This window comes from Hadarchaeum sp. (SeqCode) (assembly GCF_038871235.1).
GTDB lineage: Archaea > Hadarchaeota > Hadarchaeia > Hadarchaeales > Hadarchaeaceae > Hadarchaeum.
On record NZ_JAVZIN010000004.1, the window covers coordinates 52,233 to 69,188 of the forward strand.

Sequence of the window (16,956 nt, forward strand, 5' to 3'; positions counted from 1 at the left end):
TTCATGGAATTTGAGGCCTCATCAGTACTGCTTTACCTAGCGGTTTTTCTGATAGCAGCCAAGGCGGGTGGAGCGCTGTCCTCTAAATTGGGCCAGCCGGAGGTTTTTGGTGAGCTTATCGCTGGAATATTGATCGGTCCTTCAGTAGCGGGCGCAATTACCCAAGGTCTACTGGGTTTTTCGCTGTGCGTTGACCCCGATGCCCCAGCTGGGCAGTTCATGGCCCTGCTGGGAGAACTCGGCATAATAATACTGATGTTCATCGCCGGACTTTCAATTGAAGTTGAAGAGTTCCGAAGGTCCGGTAGGCCATCAACCATAGTCGCGGCCAGTGGTGTGGCGGTGGCATTTTTGTTGGGTTTTGGGGCGGCTTCATTTTTCGGATGGACCCCCTTAGAGGCAGGGTTCGCTGGTGGAATTCTAGTCGCCACCAGCGTGGGCATCACGGTGAGAACACTGATGGAGATACGCGTGCTCCACACCAAAGTAGGATTGACAATTCTAGGGGCAGCCGTCATTGACGACGTTTTGGGCATAATAATCCTGAGTGTTCTATCCGGGATGGCTTTTGGTAGCTTGTCCTTTTTCGGAATAGCTGAGATCCTTTTCTTGATGGTTGTTTTTTTCGTAGTAGTTCTGGTTTTTGGTTTTAGAGTAGTTCCTCGGTTGCTTTCGTATGCTAGCAGATTTGCCGCCGATGAGATCGTCCTCTCCATTGCATTCGCGATAGTTTTTTTAGTTTCCGCGATGGCTGAGAAAGTTAGAATAGCGGCCATAACCGGTGCCTTTTTAGTGGGGCTAATTACAAGCAAATCTCAATTTGCCGATTCCCTAAGAGAAAAAGCTACCACAGTTGGTTACGGACTTCTTATACCACTGTTTTTTGTCAATATGGGTGTTGAAACGAATCTTCAAGCTCTGGCATCGGTCGGTTTTCTTGCTGTTGCCTTCTTGGCAATCGCGATGTTCGATAAGATTGTTGGCTGTGGGCTGGGTGCTCTCCTCAGCGGGTTTAGTGTTAAGGATTCACTGAGAGTTGGGGTGGGAATGATGCCGAGAGCTGAGGTCGCCTTGATAATGGCCTCCATAGGTTTGAAGGCAGCGGTTGTTGGTCAGTCGTTGCTATCGATGACGGTGATGGTTGTGCTGCTGACATCTTTAGTAACTCCCCTACTGGTTAAGCTTGCCTTTAAAGGAGCCGAAAAAGAAGCATAAAAAGCAGTGGAATTTAGTCCTTGTTAACTTTGGCCGCATCAGTTGCATAGGATTAATTATTTGTCGGTTTAAAGATTGATTGGGGCGTCGATGTATAGGGACATCTTTGAAGAGGAGCTGAGCAGGGACACGGTCTTTCGCGACCCCAGCAAGCTGATGCCGGAGTATGTGCCGCAGGTACTTGTTCATCGAGATGAGGAGTTTCGCCAGCTAACCAGATTTTTCAAACCAGTGCTTGAGAATAGATCGAGCCAGCGGGTTTTGGTTACCGGAAGCGTTGGGGTCGGCAAGACGGTCTTGACGCGGAGGTTCGGCGCGGAGCTTGAGAAGGCAGCGAGCAGCAGGGGCATGGCTCTGACCTATTTACACATCAACTGCCGCAAGGACAGAACCATTTACTCGGTGATCGCAAAGATCCTGCAGCACTTTAATCCTCGTTGGCCCTATCATGGTCTCGGTCCGGAGAAGCTTCTTAACGATGTAGTTACCTATCTCAACTCCCGTGATGCCTATCTCACAGTCACTCTTGACGAGCTCGATTTTTTCGTGCAGCAGAACGGCCCAAATCTCATTTATTCCCTGACGAGGACCGCGGAGGAATCAGGTGGTCCCAATCGCATAAGCCTCATTGCCATTGCGCGGGACAAAAGTTTTCTGAGATCTCTGGACGCAGCTACCCAGAGCACCTTCATGCACAATGTAATCTCACTCGACCGGTACAGTGCCTCTCAACTTAGAGACATCCTTACCAGCAGGATGAATGAGGCTTTCAAGCCAGGCGTGGTTGAGGAGGACACGATTGATTTGATAGCCGACATTGCTTCGAGATGGGGCGATGCCCGCTTTGCGCTGGAGTTACTCTGGCGCGCTGGCATGGCTGCGGACGCCGAAGGTGTGAAACAAGTTACTCCGGAGCACGCTCGGAAAGCCAAAGCAGAGGTCTACCCGGAGATCAGGAGGGAGACCCTGCGAGATCTTCAGCTGCATGAGAAACTGACCCTGCTCGCGGTGGCCCGAAAGCTGGTTTTATCTAAACGAGCCTATGCATTCACCGGCGATGTTGAGAGGACCTACCGCGTGGTGTGTGAGGAATACCGAGAGGAAGCTAGGAGACACACTCAGTTCTGGGAGTATCTGCAGAGGCTCAGCGCTTTAGGCTTGGTGGACATGAAGCCCTCTGGGGTGGGGCAGCGTGGGCAAAGCCTCAAGATAAGCATTCAGGAAGTTCCTGCAGAGTGGTTGGAAAAAGAATTGGAAAAATTGATCAAAGGAAAGTCCACTTAATTTCAAGCTTTTTATCATAAAATGTTAAGTTTGGTTTCGGGGTCGTGGGGTAGCTTGGTCTATCCTTCTGGCTTAAGGTCATTGTGCGACCTGCCGAACGGGGCTTAGACCAGAAGCGTAAAAGCCAGAGACCCGAGTTCGAATCTCGGCGACCCCACCTTCATCTTTTCGAACGTTTGCGCTTTAACGGCCTAATGCGGTTCAGCTTCCGCAGCAGGAACCACAGCGTCACAGCGATGAGGATATAAGCCACGCCCTTGACCATGTTCCAAAGAAAGGTTTCGAAAAGGGCGGCCTGTACGCTAGTGGCCAAAACCAAGACCATCGGGCTAAGTTCCGGCAATTAACCCCCAAAATTATTGGTCCATCGTTTTTAAATACCGATTCGAGCTTATTATCTGGGATGGATTAAAATGAACGGCAGATTAATGGTGGCTGAGGATTTAACTGGGGCGATAGGCAACACGCCATTAATTAAAATGAGTAAGATTCCAAAAAATTCCAAGGCACCAAATCTGGAGCTTTTCGGAAAGGCTGAGTTTATGAACCCCTCAGGCAGTCTCAAGGATCGAATATTGTTCAAAATCCTGAGCAAGGCGATTGAAGAAGGCCAACTCAAAAAAGGCATGACTATTCTGGAGAGTACTACAGGTAACACCGGCATTGCCACCTCCATGATGGGTGCATTATTGGGTTTTCCTGTGGTCATCGTAATGCCGGCAGGAATGAGTGAGGAAAGAAAAAAGACCATGAGAATTTATGGGGCCAAGGTTTTGGAGGTCCCTGGTGCTGAATCTGACGTTGATTTGGCTCTCAATAGGGCGAAGGAACTCATCAAGAAAAATCCTAGGAAATACTTTTTCGTGGATCAGTTTAACAATCCTGAAAATGTTCGGGCCCACTATGAAACGACCGGGCCTGAGATTTGGGAGCAACTGGGCGGTAAGCTGGATGCTTTCGTAGCCACCGCCGGAACAGGGGGCACCATTACCGGGGTGGGAAAATATCTGAAGGAAAAGAACCCGAAGATCAAGATATATTTGGTCGAACCATCCGAATCTCCTGTCTTGTCAAAGCAGCGCTGGGGAACGCACCAAATTGAGGGTATCGGTGATGGTTTCATACCATCCATTTTGGACATCTCAGTACTTGATGGTGTCATTCTGGTCGACTCTAAAAATGCTATAGGGATGACGCGAAGACTTGCCCGGGAGGAAGGGCTGTTCGTTGGGATATCAAGCGGGGCCAATGTTAAGGCCTGTTTGAAGTTGCATAAAAGGCATCCGGAACTGAAGCGCATCGTTACCATGCTCAATGATCACGGCTATCGCTACTTCTCAACCGCCGTATTTGGTGAGGTCAAGATTGTTGAGATACCGAAGCGGCCGCATCCCATTGAGATTACTACCGAGCAGCGCAGGATTCTCTCTAAGCTAGAAGTTATCGAGTGAATTTTTTTTGACTTTTTCCGGTGTAGATGATAATGTGTTGTTAGCAAGATACTTATTTAGCGGAGGTGCGCAGAGTTTAAAAAGGTGGTGATTATGAAAGGTGGCAGACTCACTGAGTCTCTCAGGGTGTTTCTTGAGAAAGGTAGTGACTGGGAGAGAAAACCAACAACTCTGCCTGGAGTTTTCATCGTCAAGCTCCCCCCATATGGAAAATCGCCAACCAGGTTGGTGGTGGAGATAAACCCGATAGATTCCTCGGGCAAGCCTTCCAGAAGAAGAGGCTTTATCATTCGCAATTCTCAGGAGTTTATTAAAATCAGAGAGATGTTTACCGATGACAAGCTTGCTGATCTTCTCAGAGGCATAGATGAGGTTAACCCTCAGGGTCCGGAAAGGCCCAAACCTAAGCCCGCTGAAGAGGTCATCGAGATCTGATCTCCCGATGTCGGTAGTTAATCCTTTAGTCAGAGCCGAAGCTTTGGAGGAGCGAGCCTACCAACTCAAAATTGCCGAAGAAGCGGTAAAAAGAAACACCCTCGTTGTTCTTCCCACTGCCTTGGGAAAAACAGTTATAGCTGCGCTGGTGGCGTCTCATTTTCTCTATAATTACAGCCAACTGAAAGTTTTGGTGATGGCTCCCACTAGGCCGCTTGTCTTGCAACACCGCGACACTTTTCTGAGGCTTTTGAAACTCCGCCCGGATGATGTTCAGGTTCTTACGGGCAAATATAAACCGAACTTTAGGCTTCAGGCGTGGCAGGGCAAATCAAGAATTTACTTTGCCACGCCCCAAGTTGTAGATAATGATCATAGCCTTGGCATGAGCCTCAAGGATTTCAGTCTTCTGATTTTTGACGAGTGCCACCGGGCTAGGAAGAACTATGCCTACACGCGGGTAGCCCAAGCCTATGTGGGCGAGGCCCCTTATCCTATTATTCTGGGACTTACCGCCAGCCCCGGGGCCGATCGGGAGAAGATCGAGGAGATCTGCAGGGCTCTTTACATAGAGCATGTCGAGGCTCGAACCGAGGAGGACGAGGATGTTAAACCTTACCTCAATCCCGTCGCCGTTGAATGGAAGCTAGTACATTTGCCGGAATCGCACCGAGCAATTGAAAGAAGCATCAGACATATGCTGGACGATCGCCTTCAGAGATTATCCGCCATGGGAGTGGTTAGAAAAAATCCAAGATATATATTCAGATCAGACCTGCTGAAGGCGGGGGAGGCTATCAGAAGCAGGTTGGAGCAGGTCTCGACCCCGGAAGAGCGGGGCCCGCTTTTCTCTGCTCTGGTCTTGCAGTCCTCCGCGCTGACTCTTTTCCACGCCTTGGAGCTCTTGGACAGCCAAGGGCCGCAGACTCTGAGACTTTTCTTGAACAGAGTAAAAAACAGCGGCAAGACGGGGCACAAGACAATAGTTTCCGAACTCGTTTCTAATGGAATTTATCAGGTTCTTGAGTCCGGTAACCTTGAGGATCATCCCAAGGTGGAAGTTTTGGAGAAGCTAGTGTTGGAGCAACTCTCCTCTAACCCCTCTTCGAGGATAATCGTCTTCACCCAATATCGTGATACCTCAACTTACCTGGCGGCGAGATTGTCTAAGCTTGGTTTGACGGTGGTGAGATTTGTCGGACAGGCCGCTCGAGGTCAGGACCAAGGTTTGACTCAGGATCAGCAGTCCCTGCTGTTAGAGAGGTTCAGATCAGGGGACATCAAAGTCTTGGTGGCGACCAGTATCGGTGAAGAAGGACTGGATATACCGAGCGTTGATCTGGTGATTTTCTACGAGCCAGTTCCCAGCGAGATCAGATACATTCAAAGAAAGGGGAGGACCGGCAGAAGGAGTTTTGGCAGGGTCGTCATCTTGGCGGCTGAGGGCACCCTTGACGTTAATTACTTGAGGGCCAGTAGAAAGATGGCGGAAAGAATGAAACAGATGGTGAAAGGGTTGAACTCAGAACTTCATCCCATCATCCGTTTGGGGACACCACCGGAGAGGAACCCGCTTTCCCCCGAGTTTATATCCGAGGCGGAGGTCCCCCAGCCACTGGCGGAGACAGCTGTTGTTTCATCGTCCGAAGTGGAGCTGCTCGAGAAAGAGAGATTGTCAAGGTTCAATCGAGAAGTCAGGGAAACTGCCAAGCGGATCTTGGGTTCAGTTTTAATCGCTGGGAAGAGAGGACTGTCCTTTGAGGAGTTATACACCGAGCTTGAGGAAGAGGGGAGAAATCACGCCACTATTAGAGCAGCCGTTGATAAACTTCAGGCAGAGGGTCAGTTAAGGGAAAGGGAAGGAAGGTTGTACTCCATAGGTGCTGCGGCTGTGTCCCCGGGAACGGAGCGTCATGTTTTTGAGGTTTTGAAAGTGCAGCTGGGTGAAGCCATCCTGATTGTTGACGATCGCTTCCGTGCAGTTTTAACATCCGCGGATTATAATGGTCCCAGAGAGCTGCTTCGCAAGGGTAAAAGGTTCAGCGCAGTTTCAGAACTTTATGAACATGATGGAGTGCTTTACGCCCGGATCTATGCCATTGAGGAGGCCCTAGCTTAATCCAGATGCTCTTCGCTACCTGATTTTCTGATGATTCCTCTGGCCGCAAGTAACCCCGTGGCGGCGGCTGTGACGATTCCTCTTGAGAGACCGGCTCCGTCTCCTGCCACGAAAAGATTTGGAACGCTAGTTTCCATATTTTGGTCGACGTTTATCTGCATGGCGTAAAGCTTGACCTCAGGAGCGTAAAGCAATGTTGAGTCAGAGGCAACTCCCGGAACCACTTTATCTAGACGTTCAAGTCCCTCGATGATGTCGGTTACTATTCTTCCGGGCAGGGCCATCGAGATGTCGCCGGGTGTGACGCTTTTGAGGGTCGGAACCACATGTCCTCTTTCAATCCTTTCCCAGGTCGAGCGTCTTCCTGCCCGAAGATCGCCCATGCGCTGGATTAATGGTCGCCCACCACCTATTGTGGTCGCGAGATAAGCGATGGACCTTCCATACGCGTTTGTATCGGTGACCGGTTGGGTAAGTCCAACGTGAACTAAAAAGGCGAAATTGGTGTTTTTGGATTTTTTATTGCGCAACGATTGCCCATTTACTCCAACGTGATCGTCGTAGCGTTCTTCCATCACCCATCCTTCAGCATTTGTACAGAAAGTACGCACAAAATCGTCGAAAGTTTTTGTCTGGATGTGAAATTTGGGGTCTCTGTTTACCCGGACAACCGGCTCGTAGACAACTGCCGGCACTTCCACTCTGACGCCGATATCCACAGGGAGGTGGGTCAGTTTGACGCCTAGCGACTTTGCTTGTGCAGCGAACCAGTCGGCCCCGACCCTCCCGGGTGCAGCTAGAATGTAGTCAGTTTTTACTGTGGAACCGTTGATGATGACCTTACCCTGTCCGATACTTTCGACCTTTGTGTTCAGCATGATTTTGACTCCGCGCTTTTCGAGTTTTTGCCGGATGGAATTTATTACCTCAGGAAGATACTCACTGCCGATGTGCCTCTGCGGGATTGGTATAAACCTAATTCCGGCGGCGGCTGCTTTTCTAGCCAGTTCATCGATCCCGGCCGTGTCCTGTCCGTAAACTTCCTTTGGGGCCCCATTCTCGACAAAAATTTCGTCAACTTCTTTCACCAGTTCTTCGGCTTTTTCCACGCTTTTGGTGAACTTGCTCAGGTCTCCCCCGATGTCATATCTGAGGTTCAGAATGCCGCTCGACATTCCTCCAGCTCCGCCGAGTCCGGACATTATGTGACAGGGCACGCAACCGATACACTTGCCTGTCTTGGTTGCCGGACAATATCTCTTGGTTATGTCATTTCCCCAGTCAACTATAGTCACCGATAATTTTGATTTTCGAGATAGCTCGTAGGCGGCGAAAAGTCCCGCCGGACCGGCTCCAATTATAAGAACGTCGGTCGTTTTATCCCCCGATGTTTAACTCTGCCATCTTATAAAAGCTTTTTTAGTCGGTTTTGCCCTCACTTGAGTGTTTTGATTTTTCCCAAGAAAGTTCCGTCAAGCAAGTAGGCCTCAGCCTCATCAAGCTTCACGGTACCAGAACGAAAGATAGGTCCGATCAGTTCCTTGGGCAATCTACGGTTCATGGCCGCGCCGCCGACGAGCTCGCTGAACGCAGGTACCACGATTAACTCCGGTAACTTTTGCTTGACCGATGGAATTAATTTTTTAGGTATTTTTTTTGGATTCAGTTTTGCCCGTAACCAGATGGGTTCGATTGACCTGCCGCCAAGCTCGTCTCGAAATTCTATTGCCGGATGATTGTGTCCAGCTATGATGAACTCTGTGTTGAAGAGTTCCGGCGCTGGCCAAGTATGGCCATGCACGAGGCCGACTCTTTTTCTTTTTCCCAAGACAATGCCGTGCGGATCGTGAATGGTGACTTCATGCGGCACCATGCCCTCCAGATCACCGTCGTGGTTTCCTTTGACAATATCGATTCTAGCCAGCCGAGCCAGATCTTCGAAAAGAGAGGGCAACTCTCGCCACTCATGCCAAGTTGTTACCGGAATGTTATGTTTAACATCGCCCAAAATTATGAGTCGATTGGCTTTTTTCTCCTCGATGAGGGCAGTTAATCTCGCCTTCAACCCAGGTATCTGACTGGGCAGGGAGATGCCTCTATCTGCCAGCTCGTGCTCGATTCCTATATGCAAGTCTGAAATCACGATTATCTTTTCCTCATTTATTTTCAATATAAGAGCCGGCGTTCCATATATCGGAACGGCTTTCATAAGAGTAAATTCGTCGACTAAAGTTATAGGTCTATTGGATATTCAGAGCTTGAACCTCAGGAATGCGGCAATTCCGCCCAGCGCCGTGAGCTGTTTTCCAGCATCGTGTTCCGTACTTATCACAATAACTTCGGACCTTGTTTTTCTGGCATTTTCAAGGATTTTTGAGATATCTTCTCGGTTTGATCTTAACAACTCGTCGGCAACTAGAAGCCTTTCGACCGCTCCGGCAGCGACCGCTCGCTCCACCTCATTCTTACCATAGGTTGCCAGTCCTTCCTTGGTAATCTCACCCATTAATCGGTCCATCAGCGAAGTCTCAAGTGAAAGCCGGTCTTCTTTTGATACAAGCTCGACTAATCCTCGTCGTACTATTTCATAGAGTCCGGCGCTCCCGCCAGAGCTGGCGTCTCCAAGCCTAATGGTCTTAGATAGGTCGGGAAAGTTATCCCGCAAAAAAGATGTAAAATTATCCTTTGTGAATCCGGGCCCGGCCACTATTGTCGTTTTTATGTTTTCCTTGGAAGTAACGTCTTTAATGGCATCCGCTAAACGGTGGAAAAATTTTTTCTCATCGGCCTCGTACTCAACTAAGTATCTTTTCCCTGAGCGAGGACGCGATATAGTCCCGATTTCATCTAATCCGTACTGTCTCACCACTGCTAGATCAGCAGTTGAGTCATCAAGAGCAACGAGCAAAACTCGAGGCCGGTTGCTAGCTCGAACCGCTTCCTGAATTCTTCGGAGGTCCTCAGGATTCCATTCCTTGGTGATGGTTAGAACCGAACCCGGTTCAAAACTGAAGGAATGGTGTTTTCCAACGTCAGGACCTTCCAGTATCTTCCCCAAAACGCGCAGGCGGTTGCTGTGCTTGTGAAATTCGATGTTCTCCGCTTGAATCGAGATGGTGATCGGTCTTTTTTCCATCCTTTCAGGACGGATTTTATCACTCATCTCTTGTTCTCTTCGCCAAGTGACGGCTGTGATAATATCACTTGGGCAGATTAAATGTTGCAGGTGCCATAGGTCGTCCAAAGTTTCCAATGCTAGCTTGATTTTCCCGTGCTTCAAGTCCTTGTGGATGATTTTCAAATTTATCCCTCAGTATTTACCCGTTCCGCAAATGATTTTATGTCGGGTGGTTTAAACTTGGTGAGGGATGTTATGGTCACCCAGCGATTAATAAATATCAGAGAGCTTAGGGCGGAGGACCTTAAAGCGATCATGTCAATTCAGTATAAGTGCTTTAAGGATCCCTACCCGGTTAGCCTTATAAAACGATTACACCTGATGCACCCTGATGGTTTTTTGGTAGTTGATCTAGGTGGAATTGTCGCTGGCTATTTAATTGGAGTCATCCGCTGGAGCAATATAGGCCACATCCTTGCCATAGCCGTCGATCCAGCCTTTCAAAGGCAAAGTTTAGGTACCTTGCTGATGAACAACATTATCGAGCGTTTCAGGAAAAAAGGTGTTAAATTAGTTCGGCTTGAGGTGAGGAAAAGCAACGTTGGGGCGCAGCAATTCTACAAAAAACTGGGTTTTTTGGAAAGAGGGGAAATGCCGTTTTACTATGAGGACGGCGAGTCGGCTATTGCGATGGAGCTATCCCTTGATTAGTTATCTTTGATGTTTGATCCTGCGAAGGTCATCCAATGTCAGCACCCGCAGGTTTGGGGGCACTGACTCCACTCTTGATCTCATTCCGACTAAGTACTGAACTCCTCTCCCTGCAGCAAGTTCGGCGAGTTCTTGCGTTATTACGCCGTCGAACACGACCGCTTTTACATTTTGTGCTTGCGAAAGATGCTCCTTCAGCTCCCTCACTTGGATTTCTTCCATTAACTCCAGTTTTTCATTGAGCAGTTGGGCCTTGAGAGTACCGCGCAACTTGTTGGCCATATTTTCAAGCTCTTGTAATTCACCGTTACCTGTTTCAGCTGGTTGGACCGGCGCTGGTTTTGCCCTGTATTCCGCAGCTGCGATTTCTACTGGAACTTTGTTTCTAAGCGCTTTGATTATTTCTTTTTTAGATAACTCTTCCACGCTTCTACCAGGAGGAGGTCGAGCCACGAAATCTATCTCCGCCACTTGGAGCAGTTCCTTCAAGATCAGGTCGCCGCCCCGGTCGCTGTCAACAAATGCAGTGACTGTTTTGTCCTTGGTTAAATCTATCACTGCCTTAGGTACGCTGGTGCCCTCTATACCGATGGCGTTTTTTATGCCCGCCCTCAGCAGGTTGAGAACGTCGGCACGCCCCTCGACGATTATAATGGCATCAGAGTCCTTAACACCCGGTCCCGCGGGGAGTCCCTCATATTCAGATATCTCTTCAACACGTACGGATTCCATTACTTTTTCCGTTATCTCTTGAGTTTCAGTAGCAGCTTCCTCAAAAGCCCCGAGAAGCTCTTTGGCTCTCTCCACCACAAACTTCCTCTTAATGTCCCTGACGTCCTCGATGCGTTCCACTTTTATGGTTGCTTCACAAGGGCCGACACGATCAATAGTTTCTAGGGAGGCGGCAATTATTGCCGTTTCAACTCTGTCAAGGCTTGAAGGGATCGTGATCGTGCCGGTCGACTTTCCTTGGCTTGAGTTGATCTCTACTTTGATCCTCCCGATTCTACCACTCTTTAACAGCTCCCTTAGATCAAGGTCGCTTCCGAGCAGACCCTCCGTCTGTCCAAATATTGCACCCACGACATCTGGGCGCTCGACCACGCCGCTAGCCTCTATTTTGGCGTGGATAAGATACTTGGTCGTACCACTATCTTCACGCATATTTGAAACCTCCTTTTTGCCGAGCTTTTCGGCCACTAAATCCTGCAAACTTTTTTCTTCCACGGGCAACAGCCCTCAATGGGCCAGAATTAGCTTGATCGTGATTCTGGCTTGATTTAATGATAATAAAAATAATACTGCTTATCTTAAAAAGCTGACGCTTGAGATACAGATGGTTGCTTCGGCCGGCCCTCAAAGCCCAGTTACGCCTTGAATATAAACTATTCCAAGAATTGCCAGTAGCATTATTACACTTGCCAGAAAAACACCGATTGCAATTGCCAGTGATGAGGTTTTGCGGTTGAAACCAGCGACGTAGGCTATAAGAACCCCACTATAGGCGCCAGTTCCCGGAAACGGCACTCCTACAAAGAGGGCAAGCCCTATCAAGCTTAGCCCTTGATACTTTTGTGCTCGTTTGACAGAAAATTGGAACAACCTGTTGACCAACTTCCATTTACGCCTGATCGGTGGCACGATTATGTCGAGCAGAAGGTAGGCTAGTGGTATGGCTAGCAAGTTGAGAATGAGGCAAATGGCAAATACTACAAGCGGAGGTAGTCCCGGATTGTAAATTGTAGCAAGTGGTAATGAAAAGCGCACCTCTAAAAAAGGCACCAGCGAAAGGAGAAAGGACAGCCATCCCATCATCTTGGGCCCTATATTTCATCGTGACCGGAGAATAAATCCCTTGAGAAAAACCGAAAACCGCATTTTAACGCTTATTATCGTTTTGGCAAAATTTAATTTGGTTCGCATGCGCTACAAGCTCGTGGCATTTGACATGGACGGAACCTTGATACTAGAGGACAGTTGTTGGGGATAATTCAAAGATTTGGCACCAAGACGGCCGCACTTGGGAACTTAATGGCGTATGAGTCGGGGCAGATTGATCATGCGGAGTTCATGCGTCGCGACATAGCGCTGTGGCAGCCGACCCCCCACTTTTAATGAGATTAGGAAAATTTTGTCTCAATATACCTTGGCCCCAAACGTGAAAAATGTGGTCGGGGAAATAGTTCGCAGAGGTTTTCAGACAGCGATTATTACTGGAGGCCTTGATGTGTTAGCCGGCAATGTGGCCCGAGACCTTGGTATCCCCCACATTATCGCAAATGGTCTGGAGGTGGATAAATCCGGTTATCTGACTGGAGAGGGTATTCTCAGGGTTGAACCACGTCATAAGGATAAAAATTTGGTTAAACTGGCGAAAGATCTGGAAATTTCCCCCGAAGAACGTGTCGCGATTGGTGACGGTAAATATGACGTAAATTTCTTAAAAAGCGCTGGTCTGGCGGTTGCGGTGGGAAAGAACCCTGAGTTAGCCCGGGTGGCTGATGTCGTTATAGAGGATTTTGATCACTTTCCTCGGTTGTTAGATTACCTGGTCTGAAAAGTGTAGCTTTAATTAAACACTTTTGACAGAGAGACCATGTGCAGGTGTGTTTGCATGGGTGTGATCAAAAAGCCCGTAAAGTATGAAGTTCCAGGCTGGGAATACATTCATGAACTCTGCGTGGAACTAGCTGAACAGGTGAAGAGGAGCAAGTACAATCCAGACCTTATCGTCGCCGTTTCACGAGGCGGTTGGATACCGGGCCGGTTGATCTTGGATTTCTTAGGAGGGCCAGATATTGCCACGATTAAGGTGGAATATTATGTAGGGTTTTACAAAACCCGTGATAAACCTGAAATAACCCAACCACTTGCCGTGAATGTTAAAGGGAAAAAGATACTACTCGTCGATGATATTGCCGACACCGGTAGGAGCCTAAAGGTTGCTTTGGAATACCTCAGGGAACAAGGAGCAAAAGAAGTTAAAACTGCCGCTCTTTATTTTAAGCCTTGGTCCCTGGTGGTCCCGGATTTCTATGCACGGAAAACGGATGCTTGGGTTTGCTTTCCTCATGAAACTTATGAATCCATTGACAAAATGTACTCCCAGCTGATAAAGCAGGGTAAAAGTAAAAAGGATGTAATGAAAAGGTTGGTGGAACTGGGCATAAGACCGTTTCATGTAGAAAAATTTCTTTCGAAAAAAGGCCCGAAAAGAGTTTAGCAGTTTTATCTCACTCTTTCTCTTTGCAGAAACTTTGCCAGCCCTTCCACGTCTTTCACACTTCTGCGCACCAGTGGCTTTAGCCTGTCTCTGAATTCAGATATTGGCTTAACACCAAGCCTTTTTGCATGTTTGATGATAAAACTTGCCAGTTCATCGCCAGCTTTGTCGAAATCGGTTAATATTACTATTTCCTTTGAGCCTGAAAGACCTTCAACGAAGTTCAGCAGGGAACCACCGTTTGAGATTTTGCGAACGCGTCCACTTATGCCCAGTGCACGCAAAGCTTTTTCATCATCCATACCTTCAACGATTATCGGTATACCATCTAAGGCTAACCTGTTCAGCTCAGAGAGCAGCTCATCAATCTGCTCAAGGACCTCTTCTGTTAGCAAGTTCATCACTTTTTATTCAGGACCTTTGTCGCTGATCCAGAGCCCTTTTCGCAAACATCTAGTGCAGACACCGATATCGCTGACAAAGTCACGGGAGCAAACAGTGGCTCCGCATATGCCGCAACGGTGCACATCGTAGCTGATTCTGCCGCATATCGCGCAAGTGCCGGCTATTCTTCCCATGGTCCATCCGATAAACCTTCAAATAACCAAGATTAAAAGTTTGCACATGGAAGCGAAAGCATGCTGGAGCAAATTTCCACTTTCACTGATAGCCGCCTGAAAGCGAGTCGGAGGCTTATGCTGGCTTTCCTATTAACCGCTTCGGTGTTTGTAGCCGAGGTGATTGGTGGAATTCTGAGCAACAGCCTTTCACTGATCGGTGACGCCGGGCACATGTTGGTGGACTCGGTAGCCTTAGCTGTTGGCGTGAGTGCTTTCAAGCTTGCGATGAGACCGGCAACCAAGAGAAAAACTTACGGTTATTATCGGCTGGAGATCCTAGCTGCTCTTTTTAATGGCTTATTGTTGTTTATCGTTGCGTTTTATATCTTTTCAGAGGCCTACAGAAGATTTACGACCCCCGCCGAAGTGAGGGCACCCCTGATGTTGGCAGTCGCCGTAGCTGGTTTGGCGGTAAATTTTTTATCACTAGGTATTCTTTGGAAGGTGAGAAAAGAAAATCTGAATGTGAAGGGTACCTTTTCCCACGTTTTCTCCGACACCATTTCTTCGGTTGGGGTCATCGCCGCGGCGGTGATAATTTATTTCAGCCAATTGTTCATAGTTGATGCCTTAATAGGGATCTTGATCGGTGGAATAATACTAAGAAGTGCCGTCGCCTTGATCAGTGAGTCAGGCCGTGTTCTTTTAGAAGCTGTCCCTGAGGGTATTGACCCCGATAGAGTGGTAGAAAAGATAAAAAAGATCGACGGTGTTCAGGATGTTCATGATTTGCATATCTGGTCGATAAGTTCAGGTATTAACTCATTGAGTGGGCATATTGTCATAGATGACCAAAAGCTGAGTAAAGCGGAGGAAATCTTAAGACAAGTAGACAAACTGCTTAAGGAAAATTTTAGCATAATCCACACAACGATTCAGCTAGAGTGCAAAGCTTGTCAGGAACCGTTTGTTTGTTCCCTCGGAGGAAAATGAAAAAGGTACCTATTAAACCCATTTGCATCATTTTACCAGAGTTTAGGTTGTGTATGCGGGTGTAGCTTTCAGCAGATCATCCTGAGCTATGCAAGCGCGTGAATAACATTGAACTCATACCACTTCAGCTCCAGATTTTTGGCGTGCCTCAACAATTCCTTGCCCGCGTCTGAATGTTTTTCTAGGGCGAATCGTTGGGGATTTTCTGAAGTTACACATACAACCGCCATATCCTTCTGGATTCCGGCGGAACATCCACGTGAATAAGACACATTATGTATTGTGTGCACACGTGTGCAGTGCTGACTTTGCCCGCTGTGGCATCTGGGCCGTGGCTCCAATCAGATCGGCCCGCTACTTACCAAAAAAGAAGGATATTTTCACAGCTTATTAGCTAAAGTGGCGCCGAATTTTTCCACTACTTTTTTTGCCAGCTGTGCTCCGAGGGTTCCAGATTCTTTGATGGACTTACCCCTGCTGAGACCGAACAAGACTCCAGCCGCGTAGAAGTCACCGGCCCCTGTCGTATCCACGACATTTGCAGGTAGAGCCGGCACATGGAACTCTTCCTCCTTTGTGAATATCGATGAACCCCTTTCTCCTTTCTTCAGACAAACGATGTCTATCTCTTTAGCCAGTTCTTTAGCGGCTTTTTCATCACTTGACCCCGTTAGTGCTTTGAGTTCTTCCTCATTCGTGAACAGCACATCGGCGCGGGTGAGTATTCTCCACAAACGATCTTTCTTTTTTTCCACCAAGGGCGGGCTCTCGAGCGAGATTGATATTCGAACTTCGTTTCCCTCGGCCACATCCATTGCGTCTCGAGCGCTTCTGGAGATGGCACCATCGGCAAAAAGAGTAATTGAAGTTAGATAAAGAAAAGCTGAATTTTTTATTCCTGTGACCGGCAACCCGCCGTAGTCCTTGCCATTACCCAAGTCAACGGCAAAGGTTCTTTGGCCGTCCCGTGTGATAAGGGCAATTATCTTCCCGGTTCTGCCCGGTCCTTTCTCAAGAAAAGAGGCTATTTTTTGTTTTCGCAGGGATTCTTCAAAGATTTTACCCTCAGCATCTTCAGCGACTCTTCCAGCGTAGGCGGACCTACCTCCAAGATGGACTACCCCCTCACAGGTGTTGCGGGCATTATCCCCAGGAAAGCGGGCGAATATTGAGTCGGCCAGCCTTACTTGAATTTCATCAAGCCTTTCCCGCGAGACAAAATTGGATGCCCCTTTGATTAGGCCATTTTTCTCCAGAAAACTGTCCGTGGTTCTGCAGAAATGATCCACTAGGGCGGTGCCGATTCCAAAGACATCATACTTGGGCATAGTTATTACCTTAATATGGCCTGTCCTTCAGCTTGAGCTTATGTCCGATGAAATTCGTCGCTAGGTGTATCGGCGGCGTTATTATCAGGATGATTAAAATTATCTCCCATGAGGGCACGGATACTAGGCTGGCGAACAATAATGCCAGGACAACAAAACTGAGCTGGTCAAGGACAGGTGCGGCAGACCCTCTTTCTAAGTTAACTCTTCTTTTGATGAAGCTGCCTAGAAGATCTCCCACCAGTGCACCTAAGGCAAGCAGGAAACCAAGCGCTGAGTATAGGTGAAGCTGACCGGTGGCTAATCCCTGCAAAACACCGAGGACAAAGCCCGCGGCGAGTCCGGAAATGAAACCACGTATTGTTTTTCCCGGTCCAAAGATGGGACGCCCATCGATGAAAGTATGCCCACCGTCGATAGGTTTCCCGCCGCCGAGGACAACCGGTGTGGCGTTGGCGACATAGGCCGGCAGAATAAACCAGATTGCCGCTACAATAAGTTGAATCAACTCCACGCACA

Annotated in this window: 21 protein-coding genes and 1 tRNA gene; 11 read left to right on the plus strand and 11 right to left on the minus strand. The window is 48.3% G+C overall.

Translation table 11 applies throughout. The features are described 5' to 3' along the window. Positions 1–3 precede the first annotated feature (3 nt). From QXT02_RS02575 to QXT02_RS02585, 3 genes are all read left to right on the plus strand, one after another. A complete protein-coding gene (locus QXT02_RS02575; RefSeq protein ID WP_342811762.1) occupies positions 4–1,215 on the plus strand; it encodes a cation:proton antiporter in 1,212 nt (403 codons plus the stop codon). 90 nt (positions 1,216–1,305) lie between these two features. After that, a complete protein-coding gene (locus QXT02_RS02580) occupies positions 1,306–2,499 on the plus strand; it encodes an ORC1-type DNA replication protein (RefSeq protein ID WP_342811763.1) in 1,194 nt (397 codons plus the stop codon). A gap of 38 nt (positions 2,500–2,537) precedes the next feature. Beyond that, positions 2,538–2,656: transfer RNA gene (locus QXT02_RS02585), tRNA-Pro, on the plus strand. Positions 2,657–2,659: 3 nt separating this feature from the next. On the opposite strand, the gene QXT02_RS02590 is transcribed toward QXT02_RS02585, so the two are convergent. Continuing rightward, on the minus strand, positions 2,660–2,842 hold the full coding sequence (locus QXT02_RS02590) for a hypothetical protein (RefSeq protein WP_342811764.1): 183 nt from the start codon (positions 2,840–2,842) through the stop codon (positions 2,660–2,662). 70 nt (positions 2,843–2,912) lie between these two features. Here QXT02_RS02590 and cysK point away from each other — a divergent pair, with 70 nt between their 5' ends. The 3 genes from cysK to QXT02_RS02605 all read left to right on the plus strand — a co-directional run bounded on the left by cysK (position 2,913) and on the right by QXT02_RS02605 (position 6,504). Next, positions 2,913–3,950, plus strand: a complete 1,038-nt coding sequence (gene cysK / locus QXT02_RS02595; protein ID WP_342811765.1) for a cysteine synthase A — start codon at positions 2,913–2,915, stop codon at positions 3,948–3,950. 93 nt (positions 3,951–4,043) lie between these two features. Further along, entirely contained in the window at positions 4,044–4,385 is a 342-nt protein-coding gene (locus QXT02_RS02600) for a hypothetical protein (RefSeq protein WP_342811766.1), read from the plus strand. Next, positions 4,318–6,504, plus strand: a complete 2,187-nt coding sequence (locus QXT02_RS02605) for a helicase-related protein (RefSeq protein ID WP_342811767.1) — start codon at positions 4,318–4,320, stop codon at positions 6,502–6,504. The genes QXT02_RS02600 and QXT02_RS02605 overlap by 68 nt, the downstream gene beginning before the upstream one ends. Here QXT02_RS02605 and QXT02_RS02610 read toward each other — a convergent pair. The 3 genes from QXT02_RS02610 to QXT02_RS02620 form a co-directional block, all read right to left on the minus strand. After that, positions 6,501–7,865, minus strand: a complete 1,365-nt coding sequence (locus QXT02_RS02610; RefSeq protein ID WP_342811840.1) for an NAD(P)/FAD-dependent oxidoreductase — start codon at positions 7,863–7,865, stop codon at positions 6,501–6,503. The genes QXT02_RS02605 and QXT02_RS02610 overlap by 4 nt on opposite strands. Positions 7,866–7,939: 74 nt before the next feature. After that, entirely contained in the window at positions 7,940–8,713 is a 774-nt protein-coding gene (locus tag QXT02_RS02615) for a metallophosphoesterase (protein ID WP_342811768.1), read from the minus strand. A gap of 42 nt (positions 8,714–8,755) precedes the next feature. Further along, positions 8,756–9,805, minus strand: a complete 1,050-nt coding sequence (locus QXT02_RS02620; RefSeq protein ID WP_342811769.1) for an mRNA surveillance protein pelota — start codon at positions 9,803–9,805, stop codon at positions 8,756–8,758. A 60-nt stretch (positions 9,806–9,865) separates the two neighbouring features. Between QXT02_RS02620 and rimI the strand changes: the two genes are divergently transcribed. Next, positions 9,866–10,333 (plus strand): ribosomal protein S18-alanine N-acetyltransferase, encoded by a 468-nt coding sequence (gene rimI, locus QXT02_RS02625; protein ID WP_342811841.1) that lies wholly within the window; start codon positions 9,866–9,868, stop codon positions 10,331–10,333. Here rimI and dnaG read toward each other — a convergent pair whose 3' ends face one another. Together dnaG and QXT02_RS02635 are read right to left on the minus strand one after the other, a co-directional pair. Further along, on the minus strand, positions 10,334–11,497 hold the full coding sequence (dnaG, locus tag QXT02_RS02630; protein ID WP_342811842.1) for a DNA primase DnaG: 1,164 nt from the start codon (positions 11,495–11,497) through the stop codon (positions 10,334–10,336). It lies immediately after the preceding gene. A gap of 192 nt (positions 11,498–11,689) precedes the next feature. Next, complete coding sequence (locus QXT02_RS02635) at positions 11,690–12,148, minus strand: small multi-drug export protein (RefSeq protein WP_342811770.1); 459 nt, start codon at positions 12,146–12,148, stop codon at positions 11,690–11,692. Positions 12,149–12,313: 165 nt separating this feature from the next. Here QXT02_RS02635 and QXT02_RS02640 point away from each other — a divergent pair, with 165 nt between their 5' ends. The 3 genes from QXT02_RS02640 to QXT02_RS02650 are packed head-to-tail and all read left to right on the plus strand — an operon-like array spanning position 12,314 to position 13,556. Beyond that, a complete protein-coding gene (locus QXT02_RS02640) occupies positions 12,314–12,448 on the plus strand; it encodes a hypothetical protein (protein WP_342811771.1) in 135 nt (44 codons plus the stop codon). Positions 12,449–12,464: 16 nt separating this feature from the next. Continuing rightward, a complete protein-coding gene (locus tag QXT02_RS02645; protein WP_342811772.1) occupies positions 12,465–12,890 on the plus strand; it encodes an HAD-IB family phosphatase in 426 nt (141 codons plus the stop codon). Between the two features lie 57 nt (positions 12,891–12,947). Then, the gene (locus tag QXT02_RS02650; protein WP_342811774.1) at positions 12,948–13,556 is read left to right on the plus strand and encodes a phosphoribosyltransferase; all 609 of its coding nucleotides are present in this window, start codon (positions 12,948–12,950) and stop codon (positions 13,554–13,556) included. A gap of 5 nt (positions 13,557–13,561) precedes the next feature. Here QXT02_RS02650 and QXT02_RS02655 read toward each other — a convergent pair whose 3' ends face one another. After that, positions 13,562–13,957, minus strand: a complete 396-nt coding sequence (locus QXT02_RS02655; protein ID WP_342811775.1) for a toprim domain-containing protein — start codon at positions 13,955–13,957, stop codon at positions 13,562–13,564. A 6-nt stretch (positions 13,958–13,963) separates the two neighbouring features. Further along, positions 13,964–14,134, minus strand: a complete 171-nt coding sequence (locus QXT02_RS02660; RefSeq protein WP_342811776.1) for a hypothetical protein — start codon at positions 14,132–14,134, stop codon at positions 13,964–13,966. A 60-nt stretch (positions 14,135–14,194) separates the two neighbouring features. Here QXT02_RS02660 and QXT02_RS02665 point away from each other — a divergent pair, with 60 nt between their 5' ends. Then, positions 14,195–15,109: a cation diffusion facilitator family transporter gene (locus QXT02_RS02665; RefSeq protein ID WP_342811777.1), complete on the plus strand. Its 915-nt coding sequence runs from the start codon at positions 14,195–14,197 to the stop codon at positions 15,107–15,109. An 86-nt stretch (positions 15,110–15,195) separates the two neighbouring features. Here the strand turns inward: QXT02_RS02665 and QXT02_RS02670 are convergent, their stop codons facing one another. From QXT02_RS02670 to QXT02_RS02680, 3 genes are all read right to left on the minus strand, one after another. Next, on the minus strand, positions 15,196–15,339 hold the full coding sequence (locus QXT02_RS02670; protein WP_342811778.1) for a hypothetical protein: 144 nt from the start codon (positions 15,337–15,339) through the stop codon (positions 15,196–15,198). Between the two features lie 150 nt (positions 15,340–15,489). Continuing rightward, positions 15,490–16,437 (minus strand): adenosine kinase, encoded by a 948-nt coding sequence (locus tag QXT02_RS02675; RefSeq protein ID WP_342811779.1) that lies wholly within the window; start codon positions 16,435–16,437, stop codon positions 15,490–15,492. 10 nt (positions 16,438–16,447) lie between these two features. Beyond that, positions 16,448–16,951 (minus strand): CDP-2,3-bis-(O-geranylgeranyl)-sn-glycerol synthase, encoded by a 504-nt coding sequence (locus QXT02_RS02680; protein WP_404980422.1) that lies wholly within the window; start codon positions 16,949–16,951, stop codon positions 16,448–16,450. Positions 16,952–16,956 lie beyond the last annotated feature (5 nt).